The following is a 16,868-nucleotide window of genomic DNA, read 5'->3' on the forward strand; positions in this document are numbered from 1 at the left end:
AATGGAAAGAAATAGATTAAGATATTCTAATAATAAAACTCGGATTTTCATTGCCGTTGATGTTGGAAATACCAATATCAATTTTGGTATTTTTAAGAGGAATGCTCTTGTCAGGGAGTTTATCATACCGACTTGCGCGTATTCTTTGGCTAAGCTTAGAAAGCATTTTGGACAGGGATCATATCCTGGTAGCGCTTTTGTTTGTAGCGTTGTCCCAGATATTAATAAGCGTTTAAAAAGAGATTTAACAGTTTTAGGATTTAAGGCATATATTATAGGTAAGGATATCAAAGTACCTATAAGGAATAATTATCGTTATCCTTCCCAGGTTGGGCAGGATAGGCTTGTTAATGCCTACGCCTCGCTAAAAATATACGGCAAGCCGTTAATAATCATAGATTTTGGAACGGCAATTACGTTTGATATTGTTTCTGGTAAAGGCGTTTATTTGGGCGGGATGATCTTGCCTGGTTTTTCGATCTCGCTGGATGCCTTATGTGAAAAGACAGCTCTTCTTCCGAAGGTAAAATTAGGCCTGCCTCCGGAATTTATTGGCCGTGATACCAGAAACAGTATTCTAAGCGGCCTGGTTTATGGATTTGCAGGTCTTACTGATGGGTTTTGCAGAAAAATAAGATTTAAACTGGGTAAGCGTACAAAAGTGATCGCAACCGGAGGCAGCCTGCCTTTAATCAGGAAATTTGTTAAGCAGATAAATTTCTTTGATAAAAATCTTATCTTGAAGGGCCTTTATATGCTTTATGAGAGCAAGGCTCAAAAGAAGGATTCATGTTGACCGCAGGTCCGTTTCTATCACTCCTCATAGAAGTGCCCCCATTGGGGGCACTTCTATGGTCAGTCAGAGAAACGGACCTAGAATTTTTTTAAAAAAACTCTTGACAATAAAATTTTTTTTCTTATAATTAGCACTCTAAGAAATAGAGTGCTAAGTAAATAACAATATTAAACTACTTAACAATTAAGGAGGTGTTTTTATGAACATCCAGCCATTAGGTGACCGCGTAGTTGTTAAGCCGCTTGAGGCCGAATCGAAAACTAAAGGTGGGATACTTCTTCCGGACACAGCTAAAGAAAAACCGCAAGAAGGCAAAATCGTTGCTGTTGGCAAGGGCAAAGTCTTAGATAGCGGCAGTATACAGCCGTTGGAAGTAAAAGTAGGGGATAAAATATTATACGGGAAATATTCTGGTAATGAAATCACTACCAGCGAAGGCGATGAGCTTTTGATAATGAGGGAAGAGGATATTTTAGCTATTATAAAGTAAGATAAAGGAGGAGTTACATGGCAAAACAATTGTTGTTCAAGGATGAGGGCCGCAGAAAGATACTCAGCGGTGTTGAGCAGCTAGCCGCAGCGGTAAAGGTTACCCTCGGGCCTAAGGGCCGTAATGTGGTAATCGATAAGAAGTTCGGTTCACCTACAATAACTAAAGACGGTGTAACCGTTGCTAAAGAAATAGAACTCGAAGATCCGTATGAAAATATGGGTGCTCAAATGGTCAAGGAAGTTGCCGAAAAAACTTCTGATGTTGCAGGCGATGGCACTACTACTGCAACTGTCCTGACCGAGGCCATTTTTAGAGAAGGCTTAAAGAATGTTACGGCCGGAGCTAATCCCATGGCTTTAAAAAGGGGCATTGAAAAAACGGTAGTAAAAATAGTAGAAGAATTAAGAAAACTTTCAACTCCTGTAAAAGACAAGAAAGAAATAGCCCAGGTTGCCTACATCGCCGCAAACTGTGACAAGACTATAGGCGACCAGATCGCCGAAGCGATGGATAAAGTCGGCAAAGACGGTGTAATTACAGTTGAAGAGGCAAAATCAACGGCAACTACGCTTGAAGTAGTTGAAGGTATGCAGTTTGACCAGGGATATCTTTCTCCCTATTTTGTCACAGATACAGAAAGAATGGAGTGCCTTTTAGAAGACCCATATATACTGATTCATGAAAAGAAAATAGCTTCTCTAAAAGACCTATTGCCTTTGTTGGAGAAGATAGCACGCAGCGGTAAACCTCTGTTAATAGTTGCTGAAGAGGTTGAAGGCGAGGCTTTAGCTACCTTAGTCGTCAACAAGATCAGAGGTACTTTTACGGCTTGTGCTGTTAAAGCTCCAGGCTATGGTGATAGAAGAAAAGCGATGCTTGAAGATATCGCTATATTGACCAATGGTAAGGCTATTACCGAAGACCTTGGTATCAAACTTGAGAATGTTGATATAAACGACCTCGGGCGCGCCAAGAGGGTAAAGATAGACAAAGAGAATACTACCATTGTTGAAGGCGCTGGTAAGACAACAGGAATAAACGCAAGGATTAACCAGATACGTAAGCAGATCGAAGATACTGATTCTGATTACGATAAGGAAAAACTGCAGGAGCGCCTTGCTAAATTGGCAGGTGGCGTTGCAGTCATCAATGTCGGTGCTGCCACAGAAACAGAAATGAAAGAGAAAAAAGCCAGGGTTGAGGATGCGCTTCATGCAACTCGCGCAGCAGTTGAGGAAGGTATTATCCCCGGCGGCGGCGTTGCGCTTATCAGGACAATCCCGGCTTTAGAAAAATTGAAGCTTGAAAACGATGAGAAGATAGGTGCCGATATAGTAAGGCGCGCGCTTGAAGAGCCTTTAAGACAGCTTTCTCATAATGCAGGCCTTGAAGGTTCTGTTGTAGTGCAGGAAGTGAAAAAGAGAAAGACAAATGAAGGCTTGGATGTGTCAGAAGGCAATTATGTAGACATGATTGAAGCAGGGATAATTGATCCTACAAAGGTTACCCGTTCTGCTTTAGAGAATGCCGCAAGCATTGCCGCTTTGATGCTGACAACCGAGGCTTTAATAGTAGATAAGCCTGAAAAGGAAGATAAGATGCCTCCTATGCCACCTGGTGGTATGGGTGGAGGTATGGGTGGTATGTATTGATAAGCCAGAATATGGCTTGAATAAAAAGGGGCAAGGAGAAATCCTTGCCCCTTTTTATTAGAGAAATTAATAAGCGGGGGCACTTCTCTGGTTAGCAGGAGAAACGGTCTATGGAGAGCAGGAGAAACGGTCCTAAAATAATATGTTGACAAAACTTGAATAATATTATAAAATTTTACATTCCAGCCTAAAAAAAATAGCGCAAAGGAAGGTCTTTAACTCATTGTTAATAAATAATTTATATAAAGCGAGGTAATGATATGGCAGAATGGATAGGTATAGGCAGGCGGGCAAGAAGATGTTATGGTTTTGATGAGGTAGCACTCGTACCAGGTGACAGGACTATAAACCCTACTGATGTGGATACTACTTTTGAGATCGGAGGGAAAAAATTCAAAATACCTATACTTGCAGCAGCCATGGATGGGGTAGTTGATGCTAAGTTTGCCGTAGAAATGTCTAAACTAGGCGGTATTGCAGTATTAAATTTGGATGGTGTTCAGAGCAGGTATGATAATGCCGATGAAGTCTTAAAAAAGATAGCCGCTGCTTCTTCGGAAGAAGCAACACAGTTAATACAGTCTATTTATAATACGCCGATTAAAGAAAAGCTGATCTCTAGGATTATCAAGCAGATAAAGAATAAAAATGGCACTGCTGCCGTAAGCTGCATACCCGCCCATGCAGAGAAATTCGGTAAAATTGCGGTCTCATCCGGAGCTGACCTTTTATTCATACAGTCTACCGTAACCAGCACGAAACATTTGTCTAAAGAATATAAAAGCCTTAATCTGGCTAAGTTCTGTAAAACATTTAAGATACCAGTAATAATCGGTAATTGCGTGACTTACGAAATGACTTTGGCCCTTATGGAAACCGGCGCATCTGGCTTGTTGATAGGAGTTGGCCCGGGTGCGGCATGTACTACAAGGGGAGTATTGGGTATAGGCGTACCTCAGGTTACAGCTACTGTTGATGCAGCTGCTGCAAGAGATTTTTACTTGAAGAGTACAGGCAGGTATGTCCCGATTATAACCGATGGAGGCATGAATAGAGGCGGGGATGTTTGTAAAGCCTTTGCTGCCGGAGCTGATGCCGTTATGATCGGCTCGAGCTTTGCCAGGGCGATTGAAGCACCCGGCAGGGGATATCATTGGGGAATGGCGACTTCAAATGTCAATCTTCCCAGAGGCACGCGTATTTATGTAGGCACAACCGGTAAATTAAAAGAAATTTTATTTGGCCCGGCAAAAGTTGATGATGGTTCACAGAATTTAATCGGGGCATTAAAGACCTCCATGGGGTCTTTGGGCGCGTCAAATATTAAAGAGATGCATAATGTTGAAATTATAATAGCGCCTTCGATACAGACGGAAGGCAAGATATTTCAAGCCAGCCAAAGAGTGGGGATGGGCAAATGACAAGACAGACGATACTTATACTTGATTTTGGGTCGCAGTATACACAGTTGATTGCAAGGCGGGTAAGGGAGAATAAGGTTTATTCCAAAATAGTCCCGTACAATATTTCAGCTAAAGAGATAATAAGCATGGCTCCCAGAGGGATAATTTTATCCGGAGGCCCGGCCTCTGTCACCAGTAAAAAGAGCCCGTATCCTGATAAAAAAATATTCAAGCTGAAGATCCCTATTCTGGGTATTTGTTACGGTATGCAGGTTATAACCGAAATGAACGCAGGCAAGGTTAAGCAATGCCGGCATCGTGAATTTGGCAGGGCCGAGCTTTTTATTGATGATAACCGTGACCTCTTCAGCCAGATGCCAGGCAATATTACATGTTGGGCAAGCCACGGAGACCTTGTTAAAAAATTACCTTCCGGGTTTCATGCGATTGCGCATACTCTAAATGCCCCGATAGCTGCAATCTCAAATAAAAAAACAAAGATCTATGGCGTCCAGTTCCATCCGGAGGTTACTCATACCGAAAAGGGAAGCCAGATTATAAGCAATTTCTTATTCAGGGTCTGCGGATGTTCCGGGCGCTGGACTATGCAGTCGTTTATAAAAGAAAGCATAGAAAATATTAAAAAAACAGTGGGCAAGGATAAAGTTGTTTTAGGCCTAAGCGGGGGCGTTGATTCATCCGTGGCAGCATTATTGATACATAGGGCTATAGGTAAAAATTTAAGGTGTATTTTTATTGATAACGGTGTATTAAGAAAAGATGAGCCGCAGCAGATTAAAAGCGTATTTAAGGAGATGTTCCATTTGAACCTTGATTACGTTGACAGGAGCAAGCGTTTCTTAGAGCGGCTTAAAGGGATAACTGACCCTGAAGAAAAAAGAAAGATAATCGGCAATGAATTTGTTAAAGTTTTTGAAGAGGAGGCTCTGAAAGTAAAAGGAGTAAAATATTTAGCGCAGGGAACACTTTACCCTGATGTTATTGAATCAGTTTCAGCTTTTGGCGGCCCTTCAAGCAGGATAAAAACACATCATAATGTCGGCGGCTTGCCTGCACATATGAAGCTTAAATTACTGGAGCCTTTGCGTGAATTATTCAAGGACGAGGTCCGCCAGATCGGCAGGAACATGAATTTACCCGATGTCATAATTAACCGTCAGCCTTTTCCCGGGCCCGGGCTTGCAATTAGGATAATTGGAGAGGTTACTATTGAAAGGCTTAATTTGCTCAGGGAAGTTGACCGCAGGGTGCTGGATGAAGTAAGGAAAGCTGGGCTCTATGAACAAATCTGGCAGTCTTTTGCGGTTTTATTGCCTATTAAAAGCGTGGGGGTAATGGGTGACGAGCGTACTTATGAGAACGTTGTGGCTCTTCGTTGTGTAACCAGCTCAGATGGAATGACCGCAGATTGGGCCAAGTTGCCGTACGAATTACTCGGCAAAATATCCAATCGTATAATAAATGAAGTAAAAGGTGTTAACCGCGTAGTCTACGATATAAGCTCAAAGCCTCCTGCGACGATAGAGTGGGAGTAAGATTAGCTCAAGATTCATAGTTGATTATTCATAGCTGAAGTCACAAAGACACCAGTCACAAAGACACAAAATTATTGATTTTTATTTTAGTTTTGTACGTTTATTTGTGACCTTGTGACATTGTGGCGTGTGTCCCATATAAACGTATTTTAGCTACTATTAAATATATGCCACGAAGCGAATTTATCCACCTACATCTGCATACCCAATACAGCCTTCTTGACGGCGCATGCCGTATATCAGATCTACTGGGTTTGGCTAAGCAGTATAAAATGGATTCCCTTACAATAACCGACCACGGAAATATGTTCGGTGCAGTTGATTTCTACATGGAGGCCCAGAGGGCCGGCATCAAGCCGATAATCGGATGCGAAACTTATGTTGCCCCCGGCAGCCGCAAAGACAAGGGTTCCAGTGGTATCGATGAGGCTTCTTATCATTTAATCATGCTTGCCAAAGATGAAATCGGCTATCATAATCTTATGAAGCTGGTTTCAGTCGGTTACCTGGAAGGCTTTTATTACCGCCCCAGAATCGATAAAGAAATTTTATCACAACACTCCAAAGGCCTGATTTGTTTAACCGCTTGCCTTAAAGGCGAAATCCCCCAGTTGATCCAGCAAAGGCGCTTTAATGATGCGCTTAAAGCCGCAGATGAATATTCTCATATTTTAGGCAAAGATAATTTCTACCTTGAATTACAGGCCAATTCTATACCTGAGCAAAAGACCGTAAACGAGGGGCTGATTAAAATAGCAAAAGAGCTTAACCTTCCTTTAGTTGCGACAAATGACGTGCATTACCTTACGAAAAATCACGCCAGGAGCCATGAGGCATTGCTTTGTATTCAGACGCAATCCACCCTTGATGACCCTAACAGGATGAAGTTCCAGACAAACGAATTCTATTTCAGGTCCCCCCAGGAGATGATAGAGGTATTTAAGGATGTTCCGGAGGCGATCCAAAATACGCTGGAGATAGCTTCGCGTTGCAACCTTGAACTTGACTTTTCTAAGATACATCTGCCCAGGTATGAAACCCCCGGTAATGAGGATAAAGAAGAATTCTTGCGTAATCTTTGCGCTGATGGGTTAAAGAGAAGGTTCAACCGGCTAACCCCGGAAATCAATGAGCGCCTTGAGCATGAACTCAAAATAATAAAAGATGCAGGATTTATAAGTTATTTTCTTATAGTATGGGATTTCATTAACTATGCCAAAAAGAACAATATTCCCACTGGCCCTGGAAGGGGCAGCGCAGCAGGCAGCCTTATAAGCTATCTTCTCGGGATCACTGATATCAATCCGTTAAAATACGGGCTGCTATTTGAGAGGTTTCTTAATCCTGAGCGCAAAGGTCTACCCGATATTGATATTGATTTCTGCTATGAGAGAAGGCAGGAAGTCATAGAGTACGTGACTAAGAAGTATGGCCAGGAAAATGTCGCCCAGATCATAACATTTGGGACGATGCAGGCAAGGGCTGTGGTAAGGGATGTGGGAAGGGTAATGGGGATCAGTTATGCCGACGTAGACCGTATTGCAAAAATGATACCTCCGGACCCGGGGATCAGTTTAAAGCAGGCATTAGATTCGGAAGCAGAACTTAAGAATATGTATGACAACGACCCGCAGATAAAAGAATTGATGACTATAGCCCTGCAGCTTGAGGGCCTGAACCGCCATGCATCTGTCCATGCCGCCGGTGTTGTTATTGCCGATAAGCCTTTAGATAATTATATGCCTCTTTTTAAAACCCAGGAAGACCAGATAACCAGCGGTTATAGCATGAGTATTCTGGAAAAAGTTGGCCTGCTTAAGGTAGATTTCTTAGGGCTTCGTACCCTTACCGTAATTCAGCATACAGTTGATTTGATTAAGAGAGTAAAACATATAGATGTCCACATTGATGACATACCATTAGATGACAAAAAGACATTTCATTTATTATCCAGTGCCCAGACTGAAGGAGTCTTCCAGGTTGAAAGCTCGGGCATGAGGGATTTGCTTAGAAAGCTGCAACCTGAAAGGTTTGAAGATTTAATCGCCCTGCTGGCATTATACAGGCCTGGCCCGATAGGCTCTGGTATGCTCGATGATTTCATTCAGCGTAAACATAACAGGGTGGAAATAAAATATCCCCACAAGAAGTTAGAGCCTATATTAAAAGAAACATACGGGATTATGGTTTATCAGGAACAGATAATGCAGACCGCTTCTGTATTGGCCGGTTTTACTCTCACCCAGGCAGATTTATTACGCAGGGCAATGAGTAAGAAAATCCCCGAAATTATGGAACAGCAGCGTAAAATATTCATATCCGGATGCCTAAATAACGGAATAAGCGAGAGTATCGCAAGCAAGATATTTGACCTTATCGAATATTTCTCAGGTTATGGTTTTAATAAATCGCATAGCGCAGCATATGCTATGATCTCATACCGGACAGCCTATCTAAAAGCAAATTATCCCGTTGAATTTATGACTGCGCTATTGACATCTGAGCGTGACAATACGGATAAAATCGTAGAATATATTAATGAGTGCGCAAGGATGAACCTTAAGGTCCTTCCTCCGGATATTAATGAGAGCGATGCCCTATTTAGCGTAGTAGATGATAAAACGATACGCTTCGGGCTTTTAGCAGTTAAGAATGTCGGCCTGGGCGCGATAGAATCCATAATCAATGCCAGGGCTGATTCACGCTTTAAGAGCCTGCATGACCTTTGCCAGAGAATTGATCTAAGGCTGTCTAACAGGAAGGTTTTAGAAAGCCTCATAAAATGCGGTGCCATGGATGAATTTGAAACTCCGAGGGCGCAGATGGTCGCGAATTTAGATAGATTGATTGAGTTTTCTTCAAAGATGCAAAAAGAGAAACTTACCGGGCAGCTTTCTTTCTTTGATGTAAAACTGACCAAGGACATTTTTGATAACAACATGATAAACCTTCCGCAGGTGCATGAATGGCCTGAGCCGCAGTTATTGTCTTTTGAAAAAGAGATGCTTGGTTTTTATGTAAGCGGCCATCCTTTAGCCCGTTATGCCGGCCAACTCAAGCATTTTGTTTCTTCGTCTACGTCCACATTAGCTACCCATGAGGATGGCCAGGACGTTAAGATAGTCGGCCTTATCGCAAAGGTAAAGCAGACTCTTACCCGCGCAAAACAGGAGAAGATGGCAATAGTAAAACTCGAGGACTTAGAAGGGGTTGTGGAATTGCTGATATTCCCTCAGGCATACCAGAAAATATCCCGTTTTATCCTGCCTAATACCGTCGTTTTGGTGAAAGGAAGGCTTAATCTTAAAGAGGATATGCCAAAGATAGTTGTTAATGATATGCTGTCTTTTGAGCAAATATATAAATCAATTACAGCGGTAAATATTAACCTTACCGGCATGAAAGACACTCTTTTTGAAAGCTTGAAGGAGCTATTAACAAACTCAAGAGGCAATATTCCGATATATCTTCATATTGATACTCCGTCAAAATCAAAAGTCAAATTGGTCGTTGGCGAGGGCTTTTTTGTAGAGCCTAAGGAAGAGCTGATCAGGGGCATTGAAGATCTTATTGGCCAGGACCGCCTGACACTTACCATATAAACATTAATGGCATAAGTAGATTAGTTCATGGTTCATAGTTCACGGTTCACAGAATAGCGTTTACCAGTTGAATAGTTGGTTCGTTGAACCGAAGAAGCCTGGATTAACGAATAAACTATTAAACGAATCAACGATTTAACTATGCTTTTCTTGTGATTTTGCGACCTTAGGCCTTCGACACTGCTCAGGCCGAGGGAGTCCTGAGCGTTTTATGGTGAGTGAAGTCGAACCAAGCCGAAGGATGTCTTTGTGACTAGATACTCTTCATGTCTATGAACTATGCTCTATGAACTGTGAACCAGCCTACTTTACCTACTAACTAATCCATTTTTTTGTTGACATCGTAACTTTCTGTTGGTATTATACTTATAAACATAACGGGCTAATTTAAAGGCTGCGTTCTTGTTTAAAAGGGGGAACAGATGACAAAAAAAGATATTATTTTAAGAATATCCGATGAGACCAACATCAAACAGATTGCGGTAAAAAAGGTCGTCCAAAAGACCTTTGACTATATTATTGAAGCTCTGATAAGAGGAGAAAAGATAGAGCTGCGTAACTTCGGTGTTTTTAAGATAAAACAAAGAAAAAGCCGTACCGGAAGGAACCCTCGTACAGGCCAGGTAGTCCCCGTCCCTCCAAGAAAAGTGGTCATTTTTAAACCAGGCCTTGAAATGAAAAAGAAGGTTATTTAAATTTTCCCCCTCTCCTAAGATATGCTAAAAAGAGTCCCCGGAACAAAAGATATATTACCTCAGGAAGCAGGTTTGTGGCTTCACATAGAAGAACAAAGCAGAAATATATTCAATTTGTATAATTATCATGAGATCCGCCTGCCTTTATTAGAAGACGCAGCCCTTTTTAACAGGACCTTAGGTGCCTCTGCTGATATTGTGCAGAAGCAGATGTTTGTGATTAAAAAGGAAGATGCCTCTTACGCTATGCGTCCTGAAGGCACAGCCTCCGTAGTAAGGGCCTATATCGAGAATAACCTTGATAAAACAAACGGGTTTATTAAGTTATTTTATATCGGCCCGATGTTCAGGTATGAAAGGCCGCAGCGCGGAAGGTTAAGGCAATTCCATCATATAGGCTGTGAGACAATAGGCTCTTATGACCCCTTTCTTGATGCCGAAGTCATCTCCCTCGGAGATAAATTGTTAAAATCTGCCGGTGTAACCGGTTATAAGATACATATAAACAGTTTAGGATGTGCCAATGACCGTAAGAAATTAGCTGATTATTTACGCAAAGAAATCAAGGGTAAGCTTGATAAATTATGCGCAGACTGCAGGAAAAGATTTGATGTAAATATATTAAGGATACTGGATTGCAAGAATGAAGAATGTAAAAGCGTCCTGAAGGGTCTGTCTTTAGGCGGCAGTCATATTTGCCCTGATTGCGATACACATTTTAAGAAACTGAAAGGTTCCCTTAGCGTCCTTGGTATTAAATTTGAAGTAAACCCTTTCTTGGTGCGCGGGCTTGATTATTATACACGTACAGTTTTTGAATTCAGGCACGATGCTTTAGGCGCGCAGGATGCCTTGGGCGCAGGCGGAAGATATGACGACCTTGTAAAGAACTTAGGCGGGCCGGACGTTGGTTCTGTTGGATTAGCCTTGGGCGTGGAAAGGATGATACTGGCCCTTGGCCGGCAAGAGGAGCAGATTACTAATAAACTTGTTTATATCATCGCTTTAGGGGAAAAGGCGCGAGATAAAGCGGTTGAAATACTGGGTTTTTTACGTGCTAATAATATTGCCTGCGATACAGATTACGAAAACAAGACTTTAAAGGCGGCTATGCGCGTTGCCAATAATCTTAATGCAAAATTTGCCTTGATAATCGGCGAAGACGAGCTAAAAGCAGGAGTTTTAACCTTGAAAGATATGGCTAATAGCCAGCAGATAAGTATAAAAGAAAGCCAGTTATTGAACGAGTTTAAAGCCAGGATGAATTGAGTATGTTAAGGACGAATACTTGCGGTGAGCTGAACCTGAATGATTCCGGTAAGACAGTAGCCCTTTGCGGCTGGGTAGCGAACAGGCGCGACCACGGTAAACTTATATTTATTGACATAAGAGACAGGTATGGCATAACCCAGATTGTATTTATACCCAAAGAATCCGGCCAGGCTTATGAAAAAGCAAAAGGTCTCGGTAATGAATTTGTAATAAGGGTAACCGGCATAGTTAACAACCGGCCTAAGAACAACCTGAATCCTAAAATCAGTACCGGAGAAATCGAAATTTTAGTAAAAGATATGGAAGTGCTGAATCCCAGCTTGAATCCGCCATTTGAAATAAGCGATAATTCGGAGATCACTGAAGAGCTCCGCTTTAAATACCGCTATCTTGATCTAAGGAGAGAAACGGTTTTAAATAATTTTGTAATGAGGCATAATTTATTTAAAATTATACATTCTTTCCTGGATGCCAAGGGTTTTCTGGAATTCGAGACACCCGTATTAACAAAATCCACACCGGAAGGGGCCAGGGATTACCTGGTACCTTCGCGTGTAAATCCGGGAAATTTCTTTGCCCTTCCGCAGTCACCGCAGTTATTTAAACAGATATTAATGGTTTCCCAGGCAGACAAATATTACCAGATTGCTAAGTGTTTCAGGGATGAAGACCTGCGTGCTGACCGCCAGCCGGAATTCACCCAGCTGGATATTGAGATGTCGTTTGTCGAAGAAGATGATATATATTTGCTCATAGAAGAATTGATGAAGGTTATTTTTAAAGAATTAAAGGGGGTAGATATAAAGACGCCTTTTACCCGTTTAAGTTATAAAGAAGCACAGGAAAAGTATGCAACTGATAAACCAGACTTAAGAAAGGTATTGAACTCTGAGTTTGCTTTTGCATGGGTTAATGAATTCCCTTTGTTCAAGTTTAATGAGGAGGAGAAGAGATGGGAGAGCGAGCATCATCCGTTTACCGCCCCAAGCAAAGATTCTTTGGATCTGCTTAAAACTGACCCAGCGGCAGTTAAATCAAGGTCGTATGATCTCGTTTTAAACGGGATGGAGCTCGGTTCCGGATCGATAAGGATACATAACCAGGCGCTGCAGGAGAAAATTTTTGATATAATCGGTATTGATAAAGAACAGGCTTACAGAAGGTTTGGTTTTCTTCTGGAGGCATTCCAGTATGGAGCCCCTCCTCATGCGGGTGTGGCTTTTGGTTTAGATAGGCTGGCTGCAATTCTTGCCGGGCAGGAGAGTATTAAAGAGGTTATCGCTTTTCCTAAGACTTCTCAGGCAATATGCCCGTTAACAGGCGCGCCTTCTGAAGTCGATGAAAAACAATTAAAGGAGCTGGCCATTGAGGTCAGAAAAAAAGGAGGAAAAAATGGATAAGAAGCTGAGCGGAACAATATTGCTTGCATCTGTTTTTATTATTTCGGGATGTGTGGTCAGGACTTACCCTCTTACAAAAGACAGAGTGGATCAAGACCTGTCAGCAGGAAACAGGGGATATCTTAAGGGCGAGGCTCCTTATGAGGAGACAAAAGTGCGTAAGACAGAAAGGACGACCAGGGTAGTCGAGATTGAACTGGGTTTTCCGGCAAAAGCCAAGAAAGGTGGTAAGGCCGCACAAACGCCAGTAACTATGGAAGAGGCGGCTGTTGATTATACTGAAGGGGAAAGTATGCCTGTTCAGGAAACCGCTGAAGCCTTAAATTATGAAGAGTATGTAGTGCAGAAGAATGATACTTTACAAAAGATATCCCAGAAATTCTATGGGACGACTAAGAAATGGAATAAGATATTTGAAGCAAATAAAGAAGCTTTAAAAAGCCCGGATCGGATATATCCCGGCCAGACAATAATGGTCCCTGTTGAAAATATGAAGGAGCCGGCGGTTAAGATCAAATAAAAATGGAAAAAAATATAAGGCTTTGTACTCATGATGAAGCTAAGCTATTATTCGGGCCCAATGATCAGAATACGAAGTCTATAGAGAAGCAATTTAAAGTAAAGATAACTGTTCGTAATGAGCATCTTAAAATAAAAGGTGCTGCAAATAATATAAAAAAGTCTGCTAGCCTGATAGAAAGCATACTTGGCGGCTTACGAAATGGAAATATTTTAGGGCCGGAAGAGGTAAAAGATCTGATATCCGGGTATAAGAACGGATCAAAAGGCTATGTATCGGATCTGTTGAGCATGCCATCACTTACTTGTTCTTCCGCGGGTAAGCGTATCGGGCCAAGGACAAAAGGCCAGCAGGAGTATGTTCAGGCCATCAGAGCATATGATATTGTTTTTGGCATCGGGCCGGCGGGGACAGGCAAGACGTATCTTGCCATGGCTGCCGCGGTTGAGGCGCTCAAGAAGCATGAGGTGCGCAGGATAATACTCACGCGCCCTGCTATTGAAGCCGGGGAGTCCCTGGGTTTTCTGCCCGGGGATATGGTAGAGAAGATATCCCCTTATCTGCGCCCTTTGTATGATGCGATGTATGATATGATGGATGCCGAGGTCATTGAAAAATACCTTGAAACGGGGATTGTCGAAGTTGCGCCTTTGGCTTATATGCGCGGGAGGACTTTAAATGAAGCATTTATCATCCTGGATGAAGCGCAGAATTGCACAGCCGAACAGATGAAGATGTTTCTGACCCGCCTGGGTTTTGATTCAAAGGCCGTGATTACCGGGGATATAACGCAAAGCGATCTTCCTGAAGGTAGGCCCGTAGGTTTATTGCAGGCCCAGGATATACTTTCCGGAATAGAAGGGATAAAGTTCATCAGATTCAGCGGCCTGGATGTTGTAAGGCATGCTTTAGTGCAAAGGATAATCGAAGCTTATGATAAAACAAGCCGTAATAAATAAAGCTAAGTTTTTCTTTATCTCTATTTTGATTTTGATAGTCGGCTATATCGTCGGCATAAATCTTATAGTGCCGGTTTTTATACTTACCCTGGCCACGTATTTTAAATACCGTAAGACAATATACCAAAAAGAAAGCTTGCTGGAGTTAAGCCTGCTCTATCTGATAGGTTTTGCCACCAGCTATTTTATTTTGAATAACAGGCTTTCTGTTTTCCTGATCCCTTTCTGCGTGATACCCATGCTGGCAGCCATATTATATAATAATCTTGAAGTATCTTTTCTTTTAAGCTTGTCTTATGCTTTCTCCGTGGCTTCTCTTTATGGCAATAACCTTAACCTCGGGCTGCTATTCTTGATCAGCGGTGTAGCTTCAGGTATCTTTGTTTTCGGTTTGCGCAGGCGTATGGTGATAATCAGGACCGGCATAATAATAGGGGTACTACAGGTTGCGCTCTTGCTGATCATTGACAGGTTTAGTATTGGTGACCCGAGTAGGTATACGGTGCTGTTTATCAATGGTATTATCTCAAGCGTGGTTGTATTGGGAGTCTTGCCGATATTTGAATATCTTTTTGGCACAATTACAAATATCAGCCTACTTGAATTAGCCGATTTCAATCACCCTCTTATGCAGAGGATGATAATGGAAGCACCAGGCACTTACCATCATAGCTTGATCGTGGGCAATCTTGCTGAGGCCGCGTGTTCTGCCGTAGGGGCAAACGCTTTATTATCCCGGGTCGGGGCATATTATCATGATATCGGCAAGCTCGATAAGCCTGAATATTTCAGCGAGAACCAGCAGTTGGATAGGAGTAAACACGAAGATTTGTCCCCATCCATGAGTAAGCTGGTTATAATGAACCATGTAAAAGAAGGCGTAGACCTGGCAAAAAAATATAAGATTAATAGGAGGCTTATAGATTTTATACAGCAGCATCATGGTGACAGCCTTGTATATTATTTTTACCGCAGGGCGCTTGAGAATGTTGACGGAGGCGAAGAAGTCAACGAAGAAGGTTTTCGTTATCCCGGGCCCAAGCCCGCTACCAAGGAGACAGCCATAGTATTATTGGCTGATTCTGTCGAGGCAGCTACGCGCTCATTAAAGGATTTTTCACCCAATAAGATTGAAGAGGAAGTGCATAAAATTATCAATAATAAGTTTATAGACGGCCAGCTTGATGAATGCGAACTCACCCTAAAAGACCTTGAGAATATTTCCAAGGTGTTTATTAGAATACTCAGCGGCATATATCACGTTCGGGTGTCCTATCCGGAGAAAAATTCAAATAGTGAAGATAGCTATAAAAAACCTTCAGAAGAAAGTCTGCGTCAGTCCAGCAAAGGTAAGAAAAGTAGTGCTTAAGACTCTTTCTCTGGAAAGGGCGCGCTACCCGTTGGAACTGTCGGTTACTTTTGTCAGCGACAATAAAATCAAAAGGCTTAATAAACTATATTTGGGGAAAAATGAGGCGACTGATGTCTTGGCGTTTGATTTATCAGGTTCAGGCGCTCGTTCTGCCGTTGCCGATATTATAATATCTACAGATACAGCCAGCCGCCAGGCAAGGCAATATGCTACGAGCGCACTCTTTGAAGTTTACTTATATCTTGTACACGGGCTTTTGCATATTCTCGGATATAGCGATGATACAGAAAGCGGATATTTAAAGATGCAGAAGCGCTGCGAATATATACTTAACAAACTTAATCTGAGTTGATAGAAAGGCCCAAGATGCCGATTTTAAAAGCGGAAGCAATAGTGCTGAACAAATGGGATTTCAGGGAGACCTCGCTTATAGTGAATTTTCTGACTAAAGAGTTTGGTAAGGTATCAGGCCTGCTTAAGGGCATCAGAAAAGAGCCGAAGAAATTCGCAAGCACATTAGAGATATTTTCACACAATGATATATTGTTTTATCAGAAAAGGGAAAGCACCCTGCACTTGGTAAGCCAGTGCGATATAAGAGACAACTTCAATAATACAAGGAGTCAGATCCCCGGGATAGCAGCTTCCAGCCTGATGATGGAGTTATTGGATGCTATAATGCCCATAGAGGACCCCAATGAAGATGTTTTTAACCTTGCCCTGGATTGTCTGAAGGAAATAAACAACGGGAGCAGCCCGGAAAAGATAACAACGATATTTAAAATAAAGACTCTTTCCCTTTCGGGTTTTAGGCCGAATTTCGACTCTTGTGTTTCCTGCCAGGGAAAGATACTGGGTGATTCAAAATTCAGTCTGGTATTAGGCGGCTTATTATGCAGCAGGTGTTTTACCAAAGATACGAGTTCCCGTTCGGTGTTCAGAGGCACGGTAGCCTCTATCTTGCACATAGAGCGCAACGATTTAAAGAGCAACCTTAACCTCGGGATGAACCCGCAGATTAAGCGTGAATTAGAACTTATTCTAAACACATTCCTTAATTTCCATTTAGGGCGAAGTTTAAAATCGCAGAAGGTAGCCAATAAGCTTAACGATTCAAGAGTTCCTTTGGCAGTTTAAGAAGAATTATG

The 16,868-nt window shown here is 42.1% G+C and carries 14 protein-coding genes; all 14 read left to right on the forward strand.

Annotation, left to right across the window (positions count from 1 at the left end; genetic code table 11):
• Position 1: 1 nt before the first annotated feature.
• The 14 genes from C4533_02675 (at position 2) to recO (ending at position 16,857) form a co-directional block, all read left to right on the forward strand.
• On the forward strand, positions 2–796 hold the full coding sequence (locus tag C4533_02675) for a type III pantothenate kinase (protein RJP28711.1): 795 nt from the start codon (positions 2–4) through the stop codon (positions 794–796).
• Positions 797–995: 199 nt separating this feature from the next.
• The gene (locus C4533_02680; GenBank protein RJP28712.1) at positions 996–1,286 is read left to right on the forward strand and encodes a co-chaperone GroES; all 291 of its coding nucleotides are present in this window, start codon (positions 996–998) and stop codon (positions 1,284–1,286) included.
• 17 nt (positions 1,287–1,303) lie between these two features.
• The gene (groL, locus tag C4533_02685) at positions 1,304–2,941 is read left to right on the forward strand and encodes a chaperonin GroEL (protein RJP28713.1); all 1,638 of its coding nucleotides are present in this window, start codon (positions 1,304–1,306) and stop codon (positions 2,939–2,941) included.
• Positions 2,942–3,201: 260 nt separating this feature from the next.
• Entirely contained in the window at positions 3,202–4,362 is a 1,161-nt protein-coding gene (locus C4533_02690; GenBank protein ID RJP28714.1) for a GuaB3 family IMP dehydrogenase-related protein, read from the forward strand.
• Complete coding sequence (locus C4533_02695; protein ID RJP28715.1) at positions 4,359–5,900, forward strand: glutamine-hydrolyzing GMP synthase; 1,542 nt, start codon at positions 4,359–4,361, stop codon at positions 5,898–5,900. The genes C4533_02690 and C4533_02695 overlap by 4 nt, the downstream gene beginning before the upstream one ends.
• A gap of 167 nt (positions 5,901–6,067) precedes the next feature.
• Positions 6,068–9,502 (forward strand): DNA polymerase III subunit alpha, encoded by a 3,435-nt coding sequence (locus tag C4533_02700; protein ID RJP28716.1) that lies wholly within the window; start codon positions 6,068–6,070, stop codon positions 9,500–9,502.
• A 422-nt stretch (positions 9,503–9,924) separates the two neighbouring features.
• Positions 9,925–10,197, forward strand: a complete 273-nt coding sequence (locus tag C4533_02705) for an integration host factor subunit beta (protein ID RJP28717.1) — start codon at positions 9,925–9,927, stop codon at positions 10,195–10,197.
• A 21-nt stretch (positions 10,198–10,218) separates the two neighbouring features.
• Positions 10,219–11,466, forward strand: a complete 1,248-nt coding sequence (locus C4533_02710) for a histidine--tRNA ligase (protein ID RJP28718.1) — start codon at positions 10,219–10,221, stop codon at positions 11,464–11,466.
• Between the two features lie 2 nt (positions 11,467–11,468).
• Complete coding sequence (gene aspS, locus C4533_02715; protein ID RJP28719.1) at positions 11,469–12,869, forward strand: aspartate--tRNA ligase; 1,401 nt, start codon at positions 11,469–11,471, stop codon at positions 12,867–12,869.
• Positions 12,862–13,389 carry a LysM peptidoglycan-binding domain-containing protein gene (locus C4533_02720; GenBank protein ID RJP28720.1) on the forward strand — a complete coding sequence of 176 codons (528 nt, stop codon included), beginning with the start codon at positions 12,862–12,864 and terminating at the stop codon, positions 13,387–13,389. The genes aspS and C4533_02720 overlap by 8 nt, the downstream gene beginning before the upstream one ends.
• A 2-nt stretch (positions 13,390–13,391) precedes the next feature.
• On the forward strand, positions 13,392–14,348 hold the full coding sequence (locus C4533_02725) for a PhoH family protein (protein ID RJP28721.1): 957 nt from the start codon (positions 13,392–13,394) through the stop codon (positions 14,346–14,348).
• Entirely contained in the window at positions 14,323–15,717 is a 1,395-nt protein-coding gene (locus C4533_02730; GenBank protein RJP28722.1) for an HDIG domain-containing protein, read from the forward strand. Before C4533_02725 ends, C4533_02730 begins: the two co-directional genes overlap by 26 nt.
• Complete coding sequence (ybeY, locus tag C4533_02735; protein ID RJP28723.1) at positions 15,560–16,072, forward strand: rRNA maturation RNase YbeY; 513 nt, start codon at positions 15,560–15,562, stop codon at positions 16,070–16,072. Before C4533_02730 ends, ybeY begins: the two co-directional genes overlap by 158 nt.
• Entirely contained in the window at positions 16,069–16,857 is a 789-nt protein-coding gene (recO, locus tag C4533_02740; GenBank protein ID RJP28724.1) for a DNA repair protein RecO, read from the forward strand. Before ybeY ends, recO begins: the two co-directional genes overlap by 4 nt.
• Positions 16,858–16,868 lie beyond the last annotated feature (11 nt).

The sequence above is a fragment of the Candidatus Omnitrophota bacterium genome (assembly GCA_003598025.1).
Lineage (GTDB): Bacteria > Omnitrophota > Gorgyraeia > Gygaellales > Profunditerraquicolaceae > Profunditerraquicola.

What these genes read in the sequence shown, in the direction of transcription:
- C4533_02675 (RJP28711.1), top strand. Translation starts at nt 2, where the DNA reads ATGGAAAGAAATAGATTAAGATATTCTAATAATAAAACTCGGATTTTC.
- C4533_02680 (RJP28712.1), top strand. Translation starts at nt 996, where the DNA reads ATGAACATCCAGCCATTAGGTGACCGCGTAGTTGTTAAGCCGCTTGAG.
- groL (RJP28713.1), top strand. Translation starts at nt 1,304, where the DNA reads ATGGCAAAACAATTGTTGTTCAAGGATGAGGGCCGCAGAAAGATACTC.
- C4533_02690 (RJP28714.1), top strand. Translation starts at nt 3,202, where the DNA reads ATGGCAGAATGGATAGGTATAGGCAGGCGGGCAAGAAGATGTTATGGT.
- C4533_02695 (RJP28715.1), top strand. Translation starts at nt 4,359, where the DNA reads ATGACAAGACAGACGATACTTATACTTGATTTTGGGTCGCAGTATACA.
- C4533_02700 (RJP28716.1), top strand. Translation starts at nt 6,068, where the DNA reads ATGCCACGAAGCGAATTTATCCACCTACATCTGCATACCCAATACAGC.
- C4533_02705 (RJP28717.1), top strand. Translation starts at nt 9,925, where the DNA reads ATGACAAAAAAAGATATTATTTTAAGAATATCCGATGAGACCAACATC.
- C4533_02710 (RJP28718.1), top strand. Translation starts at nt 10,219, where the DNA reads ATGCTAAAAAGAGTCCCCGGAACAAAAGATATATTACCTCAGGAAGCA.
- aspS (RJP28719.1), top strand. Translation starts at nt 11,469, where the DNA reads ATGTTAAGGACGAATACTTGCGGTGAGCTGAACCTGAATGATTCCGGT.
- C4533_02720 (RJP28720.1), top strand. Translation starts at nt 12,862, where the DNA reads ATGGATAAGAAGCTGAGCGGAACAATATTGCTTGCATCTGTTTTTATT.
- C4533_02725 (RJP28721.1), top strand. Translation starts at nt 13,392, where the DNA reads ATGGAAAAAAATATAAGGCTTTGTACTCATGATGAAGCTAAGCTATTA.
- C4533_02730 (RJP28722.1), top strand. Translation starts at nt 14,323, where the DNA reads ATGATAAAACAAGCCGTAATAAATAAAGCTAAGTTTTTCTTTATCTCT.